Here is a 15161-nt window from a genome sequence, read left to right on the forward strand (position 1 = left end):
CGAACCGGGCTTCACTCTTCATTCTTCTTTTCACTTCCATGTCCTACGATCTCGACGCATCCCGCGCACCCTGGTCGCGCCGCCGCTTCCTGCAAAGCACGCTTGCCGCTTCCGCCCTTGCCACCGGCCTTTGCGCCTGCGGCAGTCGCAAGACCGATACCGTGCGTCTCGGGTGGGGTGCGGGCGGCTTGCCGCTCCTCGCGAAAGAGCGCGGCGAGTTCGCGAAGACGCTCGCCGCCGACGGCATCAAGGTCGAGTGGATCGGTCCGTTCCCGAATCACGCGCCGTCGCTGCAGGCGGTGACGGGCGGTAGCGCCGACTTCAGTTTTGGCGGCAGCACGACGCCCGCGCTGGCCGCGATGATCGCGGGCTCGCCGCTGGTGTTCGCGAACTTCTGTGTCGTCGACCCGCGTAGCACGGCCATCATCGCACGCGATGGCTCGGGCATCGAGCGTGTCGAAGACCTGGTCGGGAAATCAGTGGCGGTCAATCGTTCGGGGCTTGGCGAGTTTCTGCTGGTCGCCGCGCTGGAAAAGCACAACGTCGATCGCAATTCGGTGAAGCTGGTCTATCTGAACCCGCCGGATGCCGCGCCTGCCTTCGGGCAGGGCAAGGTCGACGCGTGGTCGATGTGGAGTCCGGGTGTCGATATCGCCCGTGCGAACTACAAGGGACACGATATTTTTCTCGAAGGCCGGGACCTCGACTTCCAGATCGACTTCAATTCGTATGTGACCACACGCAAGTTCGCGCAGGACAATCCGGACCTCGTGAGGGCGGTCAACAAGGCTTACGCGCAGGAGGCGCAGTGGGCGTCGGAGCATCCGGACGAGGCGGAACGCATCGCCCAGAAGCAGGGCAACTACAGCGACGAAGTGCGCGCCACGCTGACGGCGATGAAGCGCCGCTACACGATGCACGGCGTGGACGATAAGGCGTTCGTGCAGGATCTGCAAAAGGCCGCCGACTGGCTCACGAAGCGCAACGTGCTGCCCCAGCAGATCACTGTCGCGGATTATCTGGTGAAAGTGTGACGCAGAAGGTCTAGACCGAGTCGCTCTGGGGCATCGACGAAATCGAGCGCGATGTATTCGAGCAAGGCCTTCGTGACCTTCCGGGGCAAGCCGATGAGCGTTGTCGAATTTCCCACTGCGCGCGTTAATGGGGTGATGCCGGTGCACAGCCGCCTGTCGACCACCGTACCCTTGTCGGCTTCGGCGAGCAGGCGTCGTGCGCCGACGTTCTGCGGATCCTTTGGCCGGCGCGTGTATCGTTAGGCGATCTTATGCGACAGCGCCGGCGATGTGACATACGCTGGTCAACGCTCGACTCATCTGCTTGAAGTTGAAGAAAAGCCGAAAGACTAGATGGCTTTTGCTCCCGTTAAAGCAGGTAATTTTCGTGCAATCCCACGTTGACGAAAACACGGTGCTCCAATGCTCTGAAAATTGCGCCCCGCCGGCCTGTTTCGAGCGTTAGGCCTGGTGGTCCACCAATGCGCGTATCGCTCGTGCCGCCATGGGATGTCCCATGTCCGATGCGACGAAATGGGCCACCTTGCGATCGGCTAGGCCTATCGTCACGTAGTCGTTCGGTGCTTTTGTGTTGAGCCCGTCCGATGCCGAGTGATATTCGATGCGCAACTGCGCCGCGGTGACGACGACGCGCAGATACCCGTAATTACTGTCGTCGTAGTTTTCAAGCACGACCTGATCCGTAGTCGACGATGCCGCTTGCAGAATCTGCGGCGCGCGGATGGCGGGCGCGCCATGCGCGGCGAGCTTGATCAAACCATGTCCGCCGTTGCCGCACACGAGGTAGGGAATCTGTGTGCCGTCCGCGTTGCGCGTGCGCGTGAAGCGCTGATAGTTGTGCGCATGGCCGGAGAGGAAAGCATGAGGCCAGACGCCGTTGGCTTCGCACACCGCGTCGATCTGCGCCAGCATGGCGGTGCTTGATCCATGTCCGCCCGCGCAGTAAGGCGGATGATGATCCGCGAACAGCAGCGCCCCAGTGAACTTCTCTGCCTTGACGCGTTTGAGCGCGGCGTCGAGAAAATCGAGTTGAGTGCGTCCGATGTTCGGGTCGGAGATCACGCCCGGATCTTCGAGCGTGTTGCTGTAGAACACCAGCACGCGTACGAACGGCGCCTCGAACGTGAAGAACACGCCGGGCTGGATTTGCGCGGTCCGCGATAGCCCACCGGCTTCCGGTGTCACGGCAAAGGTATCCGCGCAAAAGTTGCGTAGGAATGCGGCAAGGCTCGCGGCGTGCGCCTCGGGCGATACCATCCCGTCGTGGTTCCCCGCGCAGGCGAGGATCGGCGCTGGATAGTTGCGATACGGTTCGTAAAACTGGTCGTAGTAGTACGCGCCTTCGCCGAAGCTATAGACTACGTCGCCAAGCATCAACGCGAACTGTGGCACTTCGGCGGCGTTGGTTTCGTTGCAGTCGGCGGTCAGTTTATCGGCTACTTCGTTCTGGGTCGTGGGGCCTTTCGTATTGCCGCAGTCGCCCAGCGCGTGAAAAACGAGTTGCCCGGCGGCCGTGATCCTGTCGATGGCGGCGGTGTTGCCGCCCATGACTTCGGCGAGGGAGAGCTGAGGTTCCACGCCGCCTCTCGGCGCGGGAAACGGCAGTGGAAACAGCTTGTGTTCCGCATTGAGCTTGTCGATCTCCTTGTAGGCGGCGGCGTCCGATGGATGAGGCACACGAAACACCGTCGGATCGGCGGTCGGCTGGGGCTGCGCGAACACGGGCTTGTCCAGCATGCGCATCGCGGGCGGGGCGGCGGTGGCGAGCCAGGCCGCCTGGTTCGCGCTCCTGGCACGCGCGGCGGCCTTTCTGGAGGGGGCCGCGGCCTTTGCGGCCGTCTGTTTCCTGTCCTTTTCTTTCGTTGTGGTTTCTTTCGCCTTCGTTTTCGGTTTCGATTCGCGTTTTGCCGGCATGAGCGCCTCCTGACGAAGAGTAAGCGGGGAAGCGGGCGAACGGCGTTGACCGTTGCATCCGTCGAACGCTACGACACGCGTATTGCGGAAAAGTGTCGCGACCGGATCGAATTGGTTCGTTGAATTATTCAGGTTATCCGTCAGGCCGATACGCCGTTTGATCATCAAACTTCATTCGGCGTCAAACCAGTTGGGTGTTACTCCTGATGACTCACGTACCCGATGAAACGACAGGCGTTCAACCCGCGAACGGGGCGAAGGCGGCGCGCCCCAGATTGCCCAGGACGGTATCGTTTTGCGGTGTGTGGATCCGCGCGCAGAGCACATCCCGATAGTGCCGCTCCAGCGCGTTGTGGCGGCTCAGGCCAGGATTGCCGCTCGCTTCGAGCGCGAGTTCGACGGCGTCGATTGCGTTCTTGCTGACGAGATACTTGATGGTCGCGGCCTCGTTCACCGCGATCTGGCCCGTCGCGCCAGCGTCGAGCAATACCCGGTTGTTGAGGAGCAGCGCGTCGATGCGTCCCGCGGTCTGCTGAAAGCTGTCGAGACTCGCGAGAGGCGCCTTCAGGCCGGACGGCACGCGCGTCGCGGCCCATTGCACGAACCAGTCGCGTGCAGCGCGGGCCACGCCGTCGTAGATCGACGGAAGCAGCACGCTCATCCAGAGTGCCGTGACCGGGTCCATGCCGTTGGCCGGCCCGGGCGGTTGCAGGTCGACCGCATAGTCGGCCGGCACATGCACGTTGTCAAAGATCACTTCGTGGCTGCCCGTCGCGCGCATGAACCGAGATGATTCCATGGCTCGCCGAATCGAATACCGGGTGTATTGCGATGCACGAGCCATGTGCCGACGCGCGGCTCAGGCTCGTCGGTGCGTCCCCAGACAGCGAACCATGTGAGTCCGGGGCTGCCCGTCGAATAGATCTTGCGTCCATTCAGAATCCAGTGATCGCCTGCGCGCCTGCCGACTGTTGCGGGCAAGCCGCCGCGCGAGGGCGAACCCAGTTCAGGCTCGACCCGCAGCGAATTGATCAGCGCGCCACGCTCCACTGCGTCGCGCGCGATCTGCTGCTTCAACGCGACCGGCCAGTTGGGATTCGCTTGCAACCGAAGGTGATAAAGACACTGCATCACGAGGATCAAGGCGGTCGACGGTTCGCCGCGCGCAACGGCCCGAACCACCTTCAATGTTTGCGCGAGAGTCGCCTCGTGGCCGCCAAGCGCGCGCGGCACGGTAAGCGACAGCAATCCCGCGCGGCGCAGACACGCGAGGTTGTCGTGAGGAAAATGCGGACCCTGATCGAGCGCGGCCGCGCCTGCTGCGAACTCCGCAGTCAACGAAGCCAGCCAGCGATCGGCGCGTTCGCTGTTCAGATCGGCGAATGCGCAGACGGCCACGGGGTCGCGTTCGGCGTCGCGCGTGCTGTGGTGCTCGAGGTTGTGCACGGGAACGATCAGGTTGGTATCGGGATGTCGGCTCGTCATGCTCTTTACGGTGTCGGGGCGGGAAGGACGCTCGTGAATCACGGCGACGCGAGCGGGAACTGCCTGACAGGCAGTGCGGCGAGCGCCAGTCAGGCAAGTAATCGATACATGGGTAGTTCCCGCCGAAGCAGCGTACAGAAACGCTGAGAAGCCTACGATACGGACGCGCAGGTTATTACGCAAACGCATTGTTCTTCTTTGTTAATATGCGAAAACGCAATGCATTGCGGCATTGAGCGATACAGGCCAAACGCGCTAAGCTAGGACAAACCCGATCAACGTGGTGAGTCCACGTATCTTTCCGGAACCGAAAAAGATCAATGAAACTCGATGAAATTGAGGCATTTGTCGCGGTCGTGCGCAGCCAGTCGTTGAGTCAGGCAGCCGAATCGCTGACACTCACCCAGCCCGCCGTGACGCGGCGGATTCAGAATTTCGAAGAAGCACTCGGCGTCGAGCTGCTGGATCGCAATACCAAGCCGTTAAAAACCACGCCAATGGGGCGCGCGGTCTACGAGCAATGTCGCGCGATCGTGCGCGAGGTCGATGCGCTGCGCCATCTCGTCACCGACGATGCGCCGCTTGCCGGCGTGCTCAGACTCGGTGTCGCGCAAACAGTCGCGGACGTGGCGATGCTCACCGCGTTGCATGCGCTCAGACAGGCGCATCCCGAGCTTCAGGCGAGGGTATCGACAGGCTGGGGCAGTCCATTGCTGCAAAAGGTTGAAGACGGCGAACTGGATGCGGCCGTCGTGCTGTTGCCGGCCAATCGTTTGTTGCCCGAGACCCTGGTCGCCAATTCGCTTGGGGCGCTCAAGATGGCGGTGGTCGCGCGCAAGGGCAGCATGAAGAAACGCACCTATTCGCTCGCCGAATGTCAGCCCCTGGGCTGGGTTCTCAACCCGGACGGTTGCGGCTTCCGGGCGGGTCTTCAACATGCGCTCGCCGCGCAAGGCTACACGCTGAAGCTCAATCTGGAGACCCTCGGCACGGAACTGCAACTTGGCCTTGTCGCGGACGGCGTGGGGCTGGGTCTCGTCCCCGTGCCGCTCCTCAACAGGAGCACGCATGCATCTGAGCTGGACATCGTTCCGGTCACCGACTTCAAGCCCGAAATCGCGGTGTGGATGGTTCGCTCGCGCGCGCTCGGCAAGATGCAGAGCGCCATCGCCGTGTTGTCCGGGAGTATCGAGCAGAGCTTCAAGGCCGCGCGTCTCGCTCGCGCTGCGTGACACCGCACGCGTGTGCGCCGTGCAGCCGGTCCGCGCTAATCGACACGTGGACCGACACCGCCCGGATCAGATCACGAAGAAGCCATGCGTGCCGTCGCGTTCGAGCTGCGCGACCAGTCCGTATTCCCATTCCAGATAGGCGTTCATCGCTTCATGTGCGTTGTCGGTGCCTTCATAGGGCCGGCGATAGCGATCTATACGCGGCGATGCCAGAGAAGCGTCGCCCGTTTCGACCGGCAATCCTGCGCGAATCCATGCGGACGTGCCGCCTTCGAGCACCTGCACGGGCTTGCCGGTCAGCGTTGCGACCTCGGGCGCGGCGAACGGTGCAAGCACATTGGTCGCGCACGTGACGACATAGCGCTTCGCGTCGGGCAACACGCGCAGATCGTCGAAGTCGTTCGTCAGACGCGAGCGGAGCGCCCAGTGCGCGCCGGGAATATGGCCTTTGACATGATTCGCGCTGGACGTGAAGTCGAGCACGACCGTCTGGCTCTCCTTGTCCGCCAGTAGCGCGGCGAGTTGCTCCGGCGAGATCGACGGCGTCGGCGATGGCTGTGGCTTCGGGGCCTGCCATGCGCCGCTCTGGGTCAACTGGTCCGGCGACACGCCGTCGATCACATAGACGTCGATATTCATCTGCGCAAGCCACGACGCCGTCATGTTGGCGCGCACGCCATCGTCGTCGAACAGCACGACACGCGCGCCGCGCACGGGCGCAAACATCTCCGTTTCCTGCACGAGCTGGCCGCCAGGCGCACCCTGGAATCCGGATACGTGAGCCTGTTCGTACTCGGCGGGCGTCCGCACATCGAAGCGGTACGTGGTGCGTGATGCGTCCGTCGTCCACCGTGCGGCTTCTTCAAGCGACGCGCGCCCCACGCCCGCACGCTCGGCGAGCGCTTGCGCCGCCGTGCGCGCGGCGGCGAGGTTCGCCGGATCGCGCCCCGCGCCAATGTCGAACGTCCGGTTGCTGCCGTGCTGCAAGGTCTGCCCGGCGAGCGTCCAGCCGATCGTGCCGTTGCGCAACGCGGCGACGGGATTCGGCAAGCCCGCGTTGACGAGCGATTGCGTGCCGATGATGCTGCGCGTGCGTCCCGCGCAATTGACGATGACGCGAGTCTTCGCGTCCGGTGCGAGGGCCCGCGCGCGCAGGACCAGTTCCGCGCCGGGCACGCTGATGCTGCCTGGAATGTTCATCGTCTGATACTCGTCGAAGCGGCGCGCATCGAGCACGACGACATCCTCGCCATTCTGCAACAGCGCATCGACGGCCTGCGCCGACAACGAAGGCGTATGCCGTCGCGCCTCGACGAATTCGCCGAACGCCTTGCTCGGCACGTTGACGTCGCGAAACACTTCACCGCCGGCCGCGATCCAGCCCTTCAGGCCACCTGCGAGCTGCGTCACGTCGGTATAGCCGAGCGCGGTGAGTCGCTCGGCGGCGCGCGCGGCAAATCCTTCGTCCGCATCGAGCAGCACGATCGGAATGCCCGGGCGCGGCAGACGTGTGTACGCTTCCACCTCAATTTTCGACAGCGGGAAGTTTGCAGCGAACAGCGGATGACTCTGCGCGTGCGGATCTTCCTCGCGCACGTCGAGCAACGCGATCTCGCGTCCGGCGAGCAGCGCTTCCCGCACATCCTGGTAAGTACGTTCGCGATATGACTTCATGAAAGACGGAGTTCCTTGCTGAGGTCCCACAGATTGGGGACGGTGTCGTTCGAATAGCCTGAAATGAAGGGCTTGGGCGTTGCACCGGGTGGATACGTCGAGCGATGGATCGCGCCGATGTTCGCGCCATAAACATGAATGCTGATGGACACGCGGTCGTCGTATGCATTACGGACGCGGTGAATGTCGCCGATGTTCGGAGAGACGGCTTCGACCGCGCCGCGCTCGAGCCGCACTTCATCGCCTGTCTGGCGCGGCGTGCCGTCGCGATCGCGCACGAAAGACGCCGCGAGTTCCGCGCCGCGAAGCACGCCGATCAAACCCCATACCGTGTGGTCGTGAATCGGCGTTTGCTGGCCCGGTCCCCAGACGAAGCTGACCACGGAGAATCGCTGGCGGACGTCGGCATAGAGCAGGAATTGCTGATAGCGATCCGCCGATGGTTGCACGTAGGCATCGGGCAACCAGTCGTCGACGCTGATCAACTCGCTCAACGCGGTCGCGCCGCGTTCGAGCAGGTCGGCTTCGCTGGCGGCCGTGTCGACCAGTTCCGCGATGGTGCGCACAAAGTGCCGAAGTTTGCGAATAGCCATCAGTCGAGCAACTCCGGTTCGGCAACGACCAGACCTTCATAAAGGCTCTCGAATGAATATTGCGCGCCGCCTGGCCGCCCGACCTGCGCGTGCGTCAACGCCGCCATCTCGTGAGGAATCGGCTGCGGCTTGCCTGCAGCCTCCGCGAGCAGTTGCGCATGACACGCGTTGTCGAGCGCGAGGTACCACCAGGCCGCCGCTTCGACTGTCGGGCCGGCGGTCAGAATGCCGTGGTTCTTCAATATGACCGCCTTGAAGTTGCCCAGCGCGGCGGCAATGCGTGCGCCTTCCGTCGTATCCAGCACCACGCCTCTGAAGTCGTCGAAGAGCGCGTGGTCCTCGTAGAAGGAGCACGAATCCTGCGTGAGCGGGTCGAGTGTGCGGCCGAGCGTCGACCATGCCTTGCCATACAGCGAATGCGTGTGAGCAGCCGCGACGATGTCGGGACGCGCTTCGTGAATCGCGGCGTGGATCGCGAATGCCGCCTGATTGACGGGCCCCGCGCCAATCACGATTTCGCCCCGGCTATTGACCAGCAGCAGGTCCGACACGCGCATGCGTCCGAAATGCCGGCCGAGCGGATTGACCCAGAAGTGGTCGGTCCATTCTGGGTCCCGTGCGGTGATATGGCCGGCGAGCCCTTGCGCGAACCCGGCCTGGGCAAACAGGCGAAACGCGCCGGCGAGCCGTTCCTGACGATGGCGGCGCTCCTCGGCCACGGTTCTTGCGGGGCCGTTCTCGTCGAACCAGAACTTGCGGATCGGCGGGTCGCGAAACGGCAAGGTGGAAGATTGGCGGCGTAGGGTGCTCATGATCTCGCGTTCCGTTCAGGCCGCATGGCGCGCGCGCGACGTCAATTCGCGCGTCGCGGGAATCAGTTCTCTGCCATAGTCGATCGCGTCTTCGAGAGGATCGAAGCCGCGGATCAGGAACGTCGTCACGCCGAGTTCGTGATACTCGGAGAGCGTTTGCGCGACCTGTGCGGGCGTGCCGACCAGCGCGGTCGAATTCGACCGGCCGCCGATTTCTCGCGCGACCGCGGTCCACAAGCGCTCGTCGGCGCGTACGCCGTCACCCGCCGCCGCGAGCAGACGCCGCGCACCTTCGCTCTGTTGCGGGCCGCCGCGCGAAAAGCCTTGCTGGACGCGCAGCCGGCGCGTCTCTTCGAGGATGTGTTCCGCCCGTTCCCACGCCGCCTTTTCGGTCGGCGCGAGAATCGGCCGGAACGATACCGAGAAGCGCACGGTCCGCCCGTGCTTCGCGGCCTCGGCGCGCACGCGCGTGATCTGTTCGAGTACCTGCTGCTTCGATTCGCCCCATAGCGCGTAGACGTCGGCATGTTTGCCGGCGACTTCGAGCGCGGGGGCCGACGCGCCGCCGAAATAGATCGGTACGTGCGGTGTCTGCTTCGGTTTCACGTCGGAGAACGCCTGATCGAAGCGATAGAAGCGGCCTTCGTGGTCGAACGGCTTGTCTTCCGTCCACACGCGCCGAAGGATCTGAAGGTATTCGTCGGTGCGGGCATATCGCTCGTCGTGGCTCAGATAGTCGCCATCGCGGCGCTGGTCCTCGTCGCTGCCGCCCGAGATGAAGTGCACCGCGAGACGGCCACCCGAGAAATGGTCGAGCGTCGCGATTTGCCGCGCGGCAAGCGTCGGTGATACAAAGCCGGGGCGATGCGCGAGCATGAAGTGCACGCGTGACGTGACGCTGGCCGCGTAGGAAATCGTCATTGCGGCGTCGGGGCTCGTCGAGCTGTGAGGGACCAGAATGCGGTCGAACCCCGCGTTTTCGTGCGCCTGAGCGAAGGCGCGCACGTAGTCGACGTCGATTGCAGGGCCGTTGGGCGCATGCGTTTCAGACAATTTTCGTTGCTGGATCATGCCAATGAATTCGACGCTCACGTTCGCTCCTATTGATCTCTCAATCCCGCCAGGCGGGAGGGTTTGCGGAGCAGGCGAGTGCACGAGGCCACGCCTGCAGGGTCAATGCAGGCTAACACCGGGTTATGCGCAGGTTAAATAGTAAATTCAGATAAACATATCGAACACGCATGATAGGCGCGCGCCGCCGGGTTTCCCTGAGGTGTTTCCTCGGGATTCCGGCTAATTTTTAGTATTCTCGAAGTCCCTATGGACGGACACGCGCGGCTTACCGTGAGCCCAACCCGTCATTTGCAACTTCAGCGGAGAGGACATGATCCAACCGATCGATGTTCGTGCAGTCGCCGGCTGCACGCGTGAAGGTTATTCGAATCAGGTACTGACCAGCGTGAATGACCACGACGTCCACTTGAGCGTCATGGACGGGCCGTATTTGTGGCATCTGCATCCGAACTCGGACGAAACATTTTTCGTCGTTGAAGGCGTGCTCACCGTCGACTTCGAGGATGGATCAGTCGACCTCCAGGCGGGCCAGATGCTGACGGTGCCCGCAGGTATGCGCCATCGCACGCGGCCGGCGGGTGCACGCTCTGTCAACCTAACGGTTGAAAAGTCTGATCTGACTACCGTGCAGTGCGAAGCACCGCCGCATTGGATGAGGTCGCCATAAGACAGGTCAAACCGTCGAGCAACTCGCTCGGGATCAACCGCGACAGCACGGCGGCCAGGCTAATGCCCGCGTTGGTCGTCACCGCTAGCAGCCCCGGCAGCGCCGCTGAGCTGTTTTCATTCGCTGCGATCACAGACGAGCCGCCGCCAGAGGTCGCAACCGCAGGGCACAATCGGGGTATCGTCATCGACAGACCTGAGAACTTTGACGTGTGGTTGGATTCCAATCCATGAGATTTGGCAGCCGCGCACGACTCTCGATGATCGGGACCGGCTGTATCATGAGCATCGACTCGCGGCGTGAGCCGCTTTGGCTTTGCGATTCACGTAGTTCTGGAAGCCGGCAACCATGACTGTCGCAACAGTTGGCAGCCCATGAATGGACCTTTGGATTCAACCTTGCGCGCTGTGCGCGGATCTCTACGGGCAGCCGTCAACTGCGATCCCGCACCGCGATCTCACGCTCAATGGCGTTGGGGCGGTGAAGGATGCGCGGGCAGAGGAGCACTACACCTGTATTCGGTGCCGTGCGGTGTTTGCGCGAATTCTTGCCGGACCGCCGGCGCGGCAGATCTGGCTGCTACTTAACGCCGGGCAGCATTAGTCCATGCCAGGCCGCTCGCGCGTGCTGCATGAGCCCCCATGCTTGCGCGCCTCGCATGCGATGTTCAGAAGCGCGCGAAGGCACTCACAAGCCGGTTAAAGGCACCGGCATTCGACACATTCATCCCATGCGACGCACCTTCGATGGTCTGCCGCTCGGCATGGTCGATCCATTCGGCGAGCTTTTCGACGGTGTTGCGAAACATCCGAGGACTCTTCTGGCCGTCGATCAGCAACGTCCTGCACTTCACGTCGCGCGCCGCGTCACGGGAATAGGCGGGCAACGGGTCGCGCACCTGTTTGGGCAGCGTGCCCGCGTTGTCGATTGCCATGGTGCGAAACGCAACCGGGCTTCTGCGCCATGATCCGGGCGCGCTCACCGAGTCGACGAACAGCTCCAGTCCAGCGTCGATCTGCTGATCTTCGATGAGTTCGGCGACGCGTGCGCGCAACACATTGGTCGATGCGGGCAGAGACGCATCCAGCATCCCCTCGATCTGCAGCGGACCGCCCGGGTCCGCGAGCGTCAATGATTTCACGAGCCGCGGATGCTCGCGTGCGACATGAAACGCGATGCAGCCGCCACGCGAATGCCCGACCAGATGGACGGGCGCGAGGCCGATTGCGTCGATGAACTCGGCCAGCTCGGCCACGTGCGTCTGCCAGCCGAACTCGCCCTGGATACATGCCTCGCTCGCCGGCCAGTAGTGGCTCAGGCTCACCGTGATGCATCTGAAATGCTGCGACAGCGCCGCGGTCTGCGCGCTCCAGTAGCGGTAGTCGCACAGCGAACCATGCACGAATAGCAGCGGTTCCCCTTCTCCGCACTCGAGATACGGCACGCAGATGCCGGATGCGATCGTCGCAAACGACAGTTCTGGTACGGCAAGCAATGAGAAATCGGTACGGGCGTTCATTGACTGGCTCCTTTTGCGGCCACTATGCCCGATGTCGATTTCCTGGAAAATCGCGTAATATTGATCGAATCTATCTATTTTTCTGATACCAGCATTGAAAGCTCTCGACCTGGACGTCATGACGATGATCGTCGCGGTGGCCGACACCGGTAACATCAGCCGGGCGGCTGAGGTGGTGCATCGTTCGCAATCGGCGGTAAGCATGCAGATCAAGACGCTTGAAACCGCGCTGGGCAAGCCGCTTTTCGTCCGCAAACCGAGAAATGTCGTCCCGACCCAGGACGGCGAGGTCCTGCTGACCTACGCTCGCCGCATGCTGGCATTGCGCGACGAGGCGTGGGCCGCGGTGGTTCGGCCAGACGTGACCGGACGCGTGAGCATCGGCGTGCCGGACGACTACGCTTCCTCGCTGCTGCCGCCGATTCTCAAGAAATTTTCCGCGACCTATCCGAAGGTGGAGATTCAGGTCGTGGGGTTGCCGAGCGTTGCGCTTGCGCCAATGGTGAAAGACGGTTCGGTCGATCTGGTATGCGCAACGCGAGTCAAGGGTTTGTCGGGGGAGTTCATTCGCTTCGAGCCGATGGAGTGGGCAGCGGCGCCGAGCGCCGATGAAATCTGGCGCGAGAGGCCCCTGCCGATCGCGGTGTTCCTGCCGGGCAGCGTCGCGCGGGAAAACGCAATTCGTAGCCTCGAGCGCGCGAAGATCACTTACCGGACTTCGTATGAAAGTCCGAGTCTGCTCGGTCTGCTTTCCATGGCCGAGGCTGGGCTCGCGGTTGTGTCGCTGGCTCGCTGTGCCGTGCCGCCGCACTTCGTGCTGCTCGGCCAAGCTCACGGCTTACCAAAGATTGACGCCCTTGAAATGGTGCTCGCGCGGAGCACCGGATCAAGGCGGCCGCCATGCGAATTTCTCGCGGAGAAAATTCTCGCGGAATTGAGGCGCTAGTTGTAGACACCGGTGGTACGGAAAGGACGTGAGCCGCGTGCTGGTGAACCTGTTCGAAACAGCCGTCGTCCAGACGATGGGCGGCCCGCGCAAACGTGCTTGACGGGCGAATTCTGCGGCAAGGCATTGGCGATCGAGCACGACGGTGAAGTCTATTCATGCGATCACTACGTGTACCCGGCGTACTCGCTGGGCAACATACTTACGATACATCTCGGCGAAATGGCATTCTCGAAACACTAGCAAAGCTTCGGCTACGCAAAGCGCGATTCTCTTCCTGATTTCTGCCGCAAGTGTAAGCACCTGAATCTGTGCTGGGGGGAGTGTCCGAAGAACCGTTTCGTGCGAAGCCCCGACGGGGAGCCCGGATTGAACTATCTGTGCTCGGGCATCCGTCGCTTTCATGACTACGCGGGCCCAGCGCTCAGACAGTTGGCAAAGCATTGCGCCTGATTGAAACCCGCTCTCGCGAATCAACGCCGCGACGAGTTGTCCGCCGGCCCGAACGGCGGCGCATTCTGTATAGCCTGCGCGTTGCCCGACTCCTCCGGGGATGTGGCCGGCGCCGCGTACCACCCTTCGCGCGGAACAACGACGTTGGCGGCGGGCTGCCCCATAAAGTGCGGCGACATGATCTGCACGTCGTATTCGTTGAACACGTCGACGATATGGCTGTGCAACTCGCTCAGAATGACGGGGCGGAGGTTGGGGTCCGCCACGGCAACATGCAGGGCGTACTCGATATAGAAGTCAGATAAGGCTTGCTGCAAAACAAAAGGAGGCGGGGTATCGAGCGTCTGTCTGGTGCGCGCCGCGGCAAGCGCCAGCATCACCTGCACCTGCCGCCACGGCGTGTCGTAGCCGATCGTGACCGAGGCCGTCAGGAAAGCGGGCGGCTTGCCTTCACGGTTTGAATAATTGCAGACCACCGAGCCCACCACGACCGCGTTCGGAATCGTGACTTCCTCCTGGCGGACGTTCGTCAACTTGACCGACAGCGTGTCCACGCTCACCACGGTTCCTGTCAGATCGCCGATCTTGACCATGTCGCCCTTGTGGAAAGCGCGGCTATACGTGACGACGATGCCGCTCATCAATTGATTCACGATCCCGGACGACCCCAGCGTGACCATCAGGCCGAGCAGCACGCTCAAGCCCTTGAAGACATCGCTCTGCGCGCCGGGCAGATACGGATACGCAAAAGTCAGCGCCAGCGCCCAGACGACGATGCTCACGATGCGGCGGGTGGCGCCGGCCGTATCCGGGTGCAGTCCGGGGATCGTCAGATTACGCTGCTGCACCGCACGAAAGACGTTATCGAGCAGATTCTGAAGCGCACGCGTGAGCAGAAAAATGACCACGACCGTGATGATTCCCGGGATCGCGTTGACGATCGCCGAGGCGATGTCGTTGGCCAGCGACCAGAGAAAACCGCTTAGGCGAGCGCCCATCGGCTCCGATGCGGGGAACCGCTCCAGCACGACGATCAGGTAGAGGTAAATGAGGGCTGCGGCGAGGAAGAGCGACATCAATTGCACGATCTGTCGCGCGAGGTGGAAGGCCGAGCCGGTCCAGTCAAAGCTCTTTGCCGTGCGCCGCAGGACATGGGCTTCGACCGCGTACTGAATGCGCGCCTGGAGCCACGTTTGCATACGGCCGATCAGCCAGATCGCCGCAACGAGAATGACCGTCGCGAGGACCGAATACAGAATGCCGCGAACGATGTTCGGCCAGTGCAATTGCGCGCGCCGCGCCGCCAGAGCGGCATCGAGCCGGGACTGAGTCTCGGTGGCGACGTCGTCGAACGGGCGGGTGTCGGCAGGATCGACATCGTCCTGAAGGAGCGCGAACAGAATACGATCGCCGCGCCGGAATATGACGCCCCGTTGCTCGCCCAGCGAGCCATGGACCGTTTGGGTCGGCAGTTCGAGCGTGCGCTCCGAGAGCCCTTCGAGCACCGCCTGTGTGCGCCGCGCGCGCTGCTCCGGCGTGGCGCCGCTCAGGCTCGCGCGAAAGGTCGCGATGGGGCGGTCCATGAGGGTGACATCGGCGGACGTTGCGCCCGTTGCTGCAGGCGCGCTGGCTTGGGCCTGTGCATCGGCGGCATAGAGCAAAAACGAAACCACGGCAAGCATGGCGCCGACGATGCCCCGAAGTGCCCACAACATGAGTTTGCGCGAGAACGCATGGTCGGCTGGACATGCAAATCCA

General features: G+C 62.8%; 14 protein-coding genes and 1 pseudogene. 7 read left to right on the plus strand and 8 right to left on the minus strand.

What is annotated here, in order from left to right; all coding sequences use genetic code 11:
• The first annotated feature begins 38 nt into the window (after nucleotides 1–38).
• The gene (locus tag P0D89_RS31010) at nucleotides 39–1034 is read left to right on the plus strand and encodes an ABC transporter substrate-binding protein (RefSeq protein WP_408361616.1); all 996 of its coding nucleotides are present in this window, start codon (nucleotides 39–41) and stop codon (nucleotides 1032–1034) included.
• A gap of 441 nt (nucleotides 1035–1475) precedes the next feature.
• Here P0D89_RS31010 and P0D89_RS31015 read toward each other — a convergent pair whose 3' ends face one another.
• Nucleotides 1476–2771, minus strand: a complete 1296-nt coding sequence (locus P0D89_RS31015) for a metallophosphoesterase family protein (RefSeq protein WP_408361617.1) — start codon at nucleotides 2769–2771, stop codon at nucleotides 1476–1478.
• Between P0D89_RS31015 and P0D89_RS31020 the strand changes: the two genes are divergently transcribed.
• Nucleotides 2770–2961 (plus strand): hypothetical protein, encoded by a 192-nt coding sequence (locus P0D89_RS31020; RefSeq protein WP_408361618.1) that lies wholly within the window; start codon nucleotides 2770–2772, stop codon nucleotides 2959–2961. The two genes, P0D89_RS31015 and P0D89_RS31020, sit on opposite strands and share 2 nt — an antisense overlap.
• A gap of 225 nt (nucleotides 2962–3186) precedes the next feature.
• On the opposite strand, the pseudogene P0D89_RS31025 reads toward P0D89_RS31020, so the two are convergent.
• Nucleotides 3187–4433: pseudogene (locus tag P0D89_RS31025) on the minus strand (acyl-CoA dehydrogenase family protein).
• Between the two features lie 320 nt (nucleotides 4434–4753).
• Here P0D89_RS31025 and P0D89_RS31030 point away from each other — a divergent pair.
• Nucleotides 4754–5665 carry a LysR family transcriptional regulator gene (locus tag P0D89_RS31030; protein ID WP_408361620.1) on the plus strand — a complete coding sequence of 304 codons (912 nt, stop codon included), beginning with the start codon at nucleotides 4754–4756 and terminating at the stop codon, nucleotides 5663–5665.
• Between the two features lie 66 nt (nucleotides 5666–5731).
• Here the strand turns inward: P0D89_RS31030 and P0D89_RS31035 are convergent, their stop codons facing one another.
• Genes P0D89_RS31035 through P0D89_RS31050 form a run of 4 tightly spaced genes read right to left on the minus strand, consistent with a single transcriptional unit; the run spans nucleotide 5732 to nucleotide 9836 of the window.
• Nucleotides 5732–7339, minus strand: a complete 1608-nt coding sequence (locus tag P0D89_RS31035) for a rhodanese homology domain-containing protein (RefSeq protein WP_408361621.1) — start codon at nucleotides 7337–7339, stop codon at nucleotides 5732–5734.
• Nucleotides 7336–7932: a cysteine dioxygenase family protein gene (locus tag P0D89_RS31040; RefSeq protein WP_408361622.1), complete on the minus strand. Its 597-nt coding sequence runs from the start codon at nucleotides 7930–7932 to the stop codon at nucleotides 7336–7338. Before P0D89_RS31040 ends, P0D89_RS31035 begins: the two co-directional genes overlap by 4 nt.
• On the minus strand, nucleotides 7932–8744 hold the full coding sequence (locus P0D89_RS31045; RefSeq protein ID WP_408361623.1) for a class II aldolase/adducin family protein: 813 nt from the start codon (nucleotides 8742–8744) through the stop codon (nucleotides 7932–7934). The genes P0D89_RS31040 and P0D89_RS31045 overlap by 1 nt, the downstream gene beginning before the upstream one ends.
• A 15-nt stretch (nucleotides 8745–8759) precedes the next feature.
• Nucleotides 8760–9836, minus strand: a complete 1077-nt coding sequence (locus P0D89_RS31050; protein ID WP_408361624.1) for an LLM class flavin-dependent oxidoreductase — start codon at nucleotides 9834–9836, stop codon at nucleotides 8760–8762.
• Between the two features lie 292 nt (nucleotides 9837–10128).
• Between P0D89_RS31050 and P0D89_RS31055 the strand changes: the two genes are divergently transcribed.
• Nucleotides 10129–10485 carry a cupin domain-containing protein gene (locus P0D89_RS31055; RefSeq protein WP_408361625.1) on the plus strand — a complete coding sequence of 119 codons (357 nt, stop codon included), beginning with the start codon at nucleotides 10129–10131 and terminating at the stop codon, nucleotides 10483–10485.
• A gap of 667 nt (nucleotides 10486–11152) precedes the next feature.
• Here P0D89_RS31055 and P0D89_RS31060 read toward each other — a convergent pair.
• Nucleotides 11153–12004: an alpha/beta fold hydrolase gene (locus P0D89_RS31060; RefSeq protein WP_408361627.1), complete on the minus strand. Its 852-nt coding sequence runs from the start codon at nucleotides 12002–12004 to the stop codon at nucleotides 11153–11155.
• A gap of 124 nt (nucleotides 12005–12128) precedes the next feature.
• Here P0D89_RS31060 and P0D89_RS31065 point away from each other — a divergent pair, with 124 nt between their 5' ends.
• The 3 genes from P0D89_RS31065 (at nucleotide 12129) to P0D89_RS31075 (ending at nucleotide 13403) form a co-directional block, all read left to right on the plus strand.
• Nucleotides 12129–12950, plus strand: a complete 822-nt coding sequence (locus P0D89_RS31065; RefSeq protein WP_408361644.1) for a LysR substrate-binding domain-containing protein — start codon at nucleotides 12129–12131, stop codon at nucleotides 12948–12950.
• Between the two features lie 12 nt (nucleotides 12951–12962).
• Nucleotides 12963–13193 (plus strand): SPASM domain-containing protein, encoded by a 231-nt coding sequence (locus P0D89_RS31070; protein ID WP_408361628.1) that lies wholly within the window; start codon nucleotides 12963–12965, stop codon nucleotides 13191–13193.
• A gap of 66 nt (nucleotides 13194–13259) precedes the next feature.
• Nucleotides 13260–13403, plus strand: a complete 144-nt coding sequence (locus P0D89_RS31075; protein ID WP_408361645.1) for a hypothetical protein — start codon at nucleotides 13260–13262, stop codon at nucleotides 13401–13403.
• 20 nt (nucleotides 13404–13423) lie between these two features.
• Here the strand turns inward: P0D89_RS31075 and P0D89_RS31080 are convergent, their stop codons facing one another.
• Nucleotides 13424–15118, minus strand: a complete 1695-nt coding sequence (locus tag P0D89_RS31080) for a mechanosensitive ion channel family protein (protein WP_408361629.1) — start codon at nucleotides 15116–15118, stop codon at nucleotides 13424–13426.
• Between the last annotated feature and the right edge of the window lie 43 nt (nucleotides 15119–15161).

This window comes from Paraburkholderia sp. RL18-085-BIA-A (assembly GCF_046027075.1).
Taxonomy (GTDB): Bacteria; Pseudomonadota; Gammaproteobacteria; order Burkholderiales; family Burkholderiaceae; genus Paraburkholderia.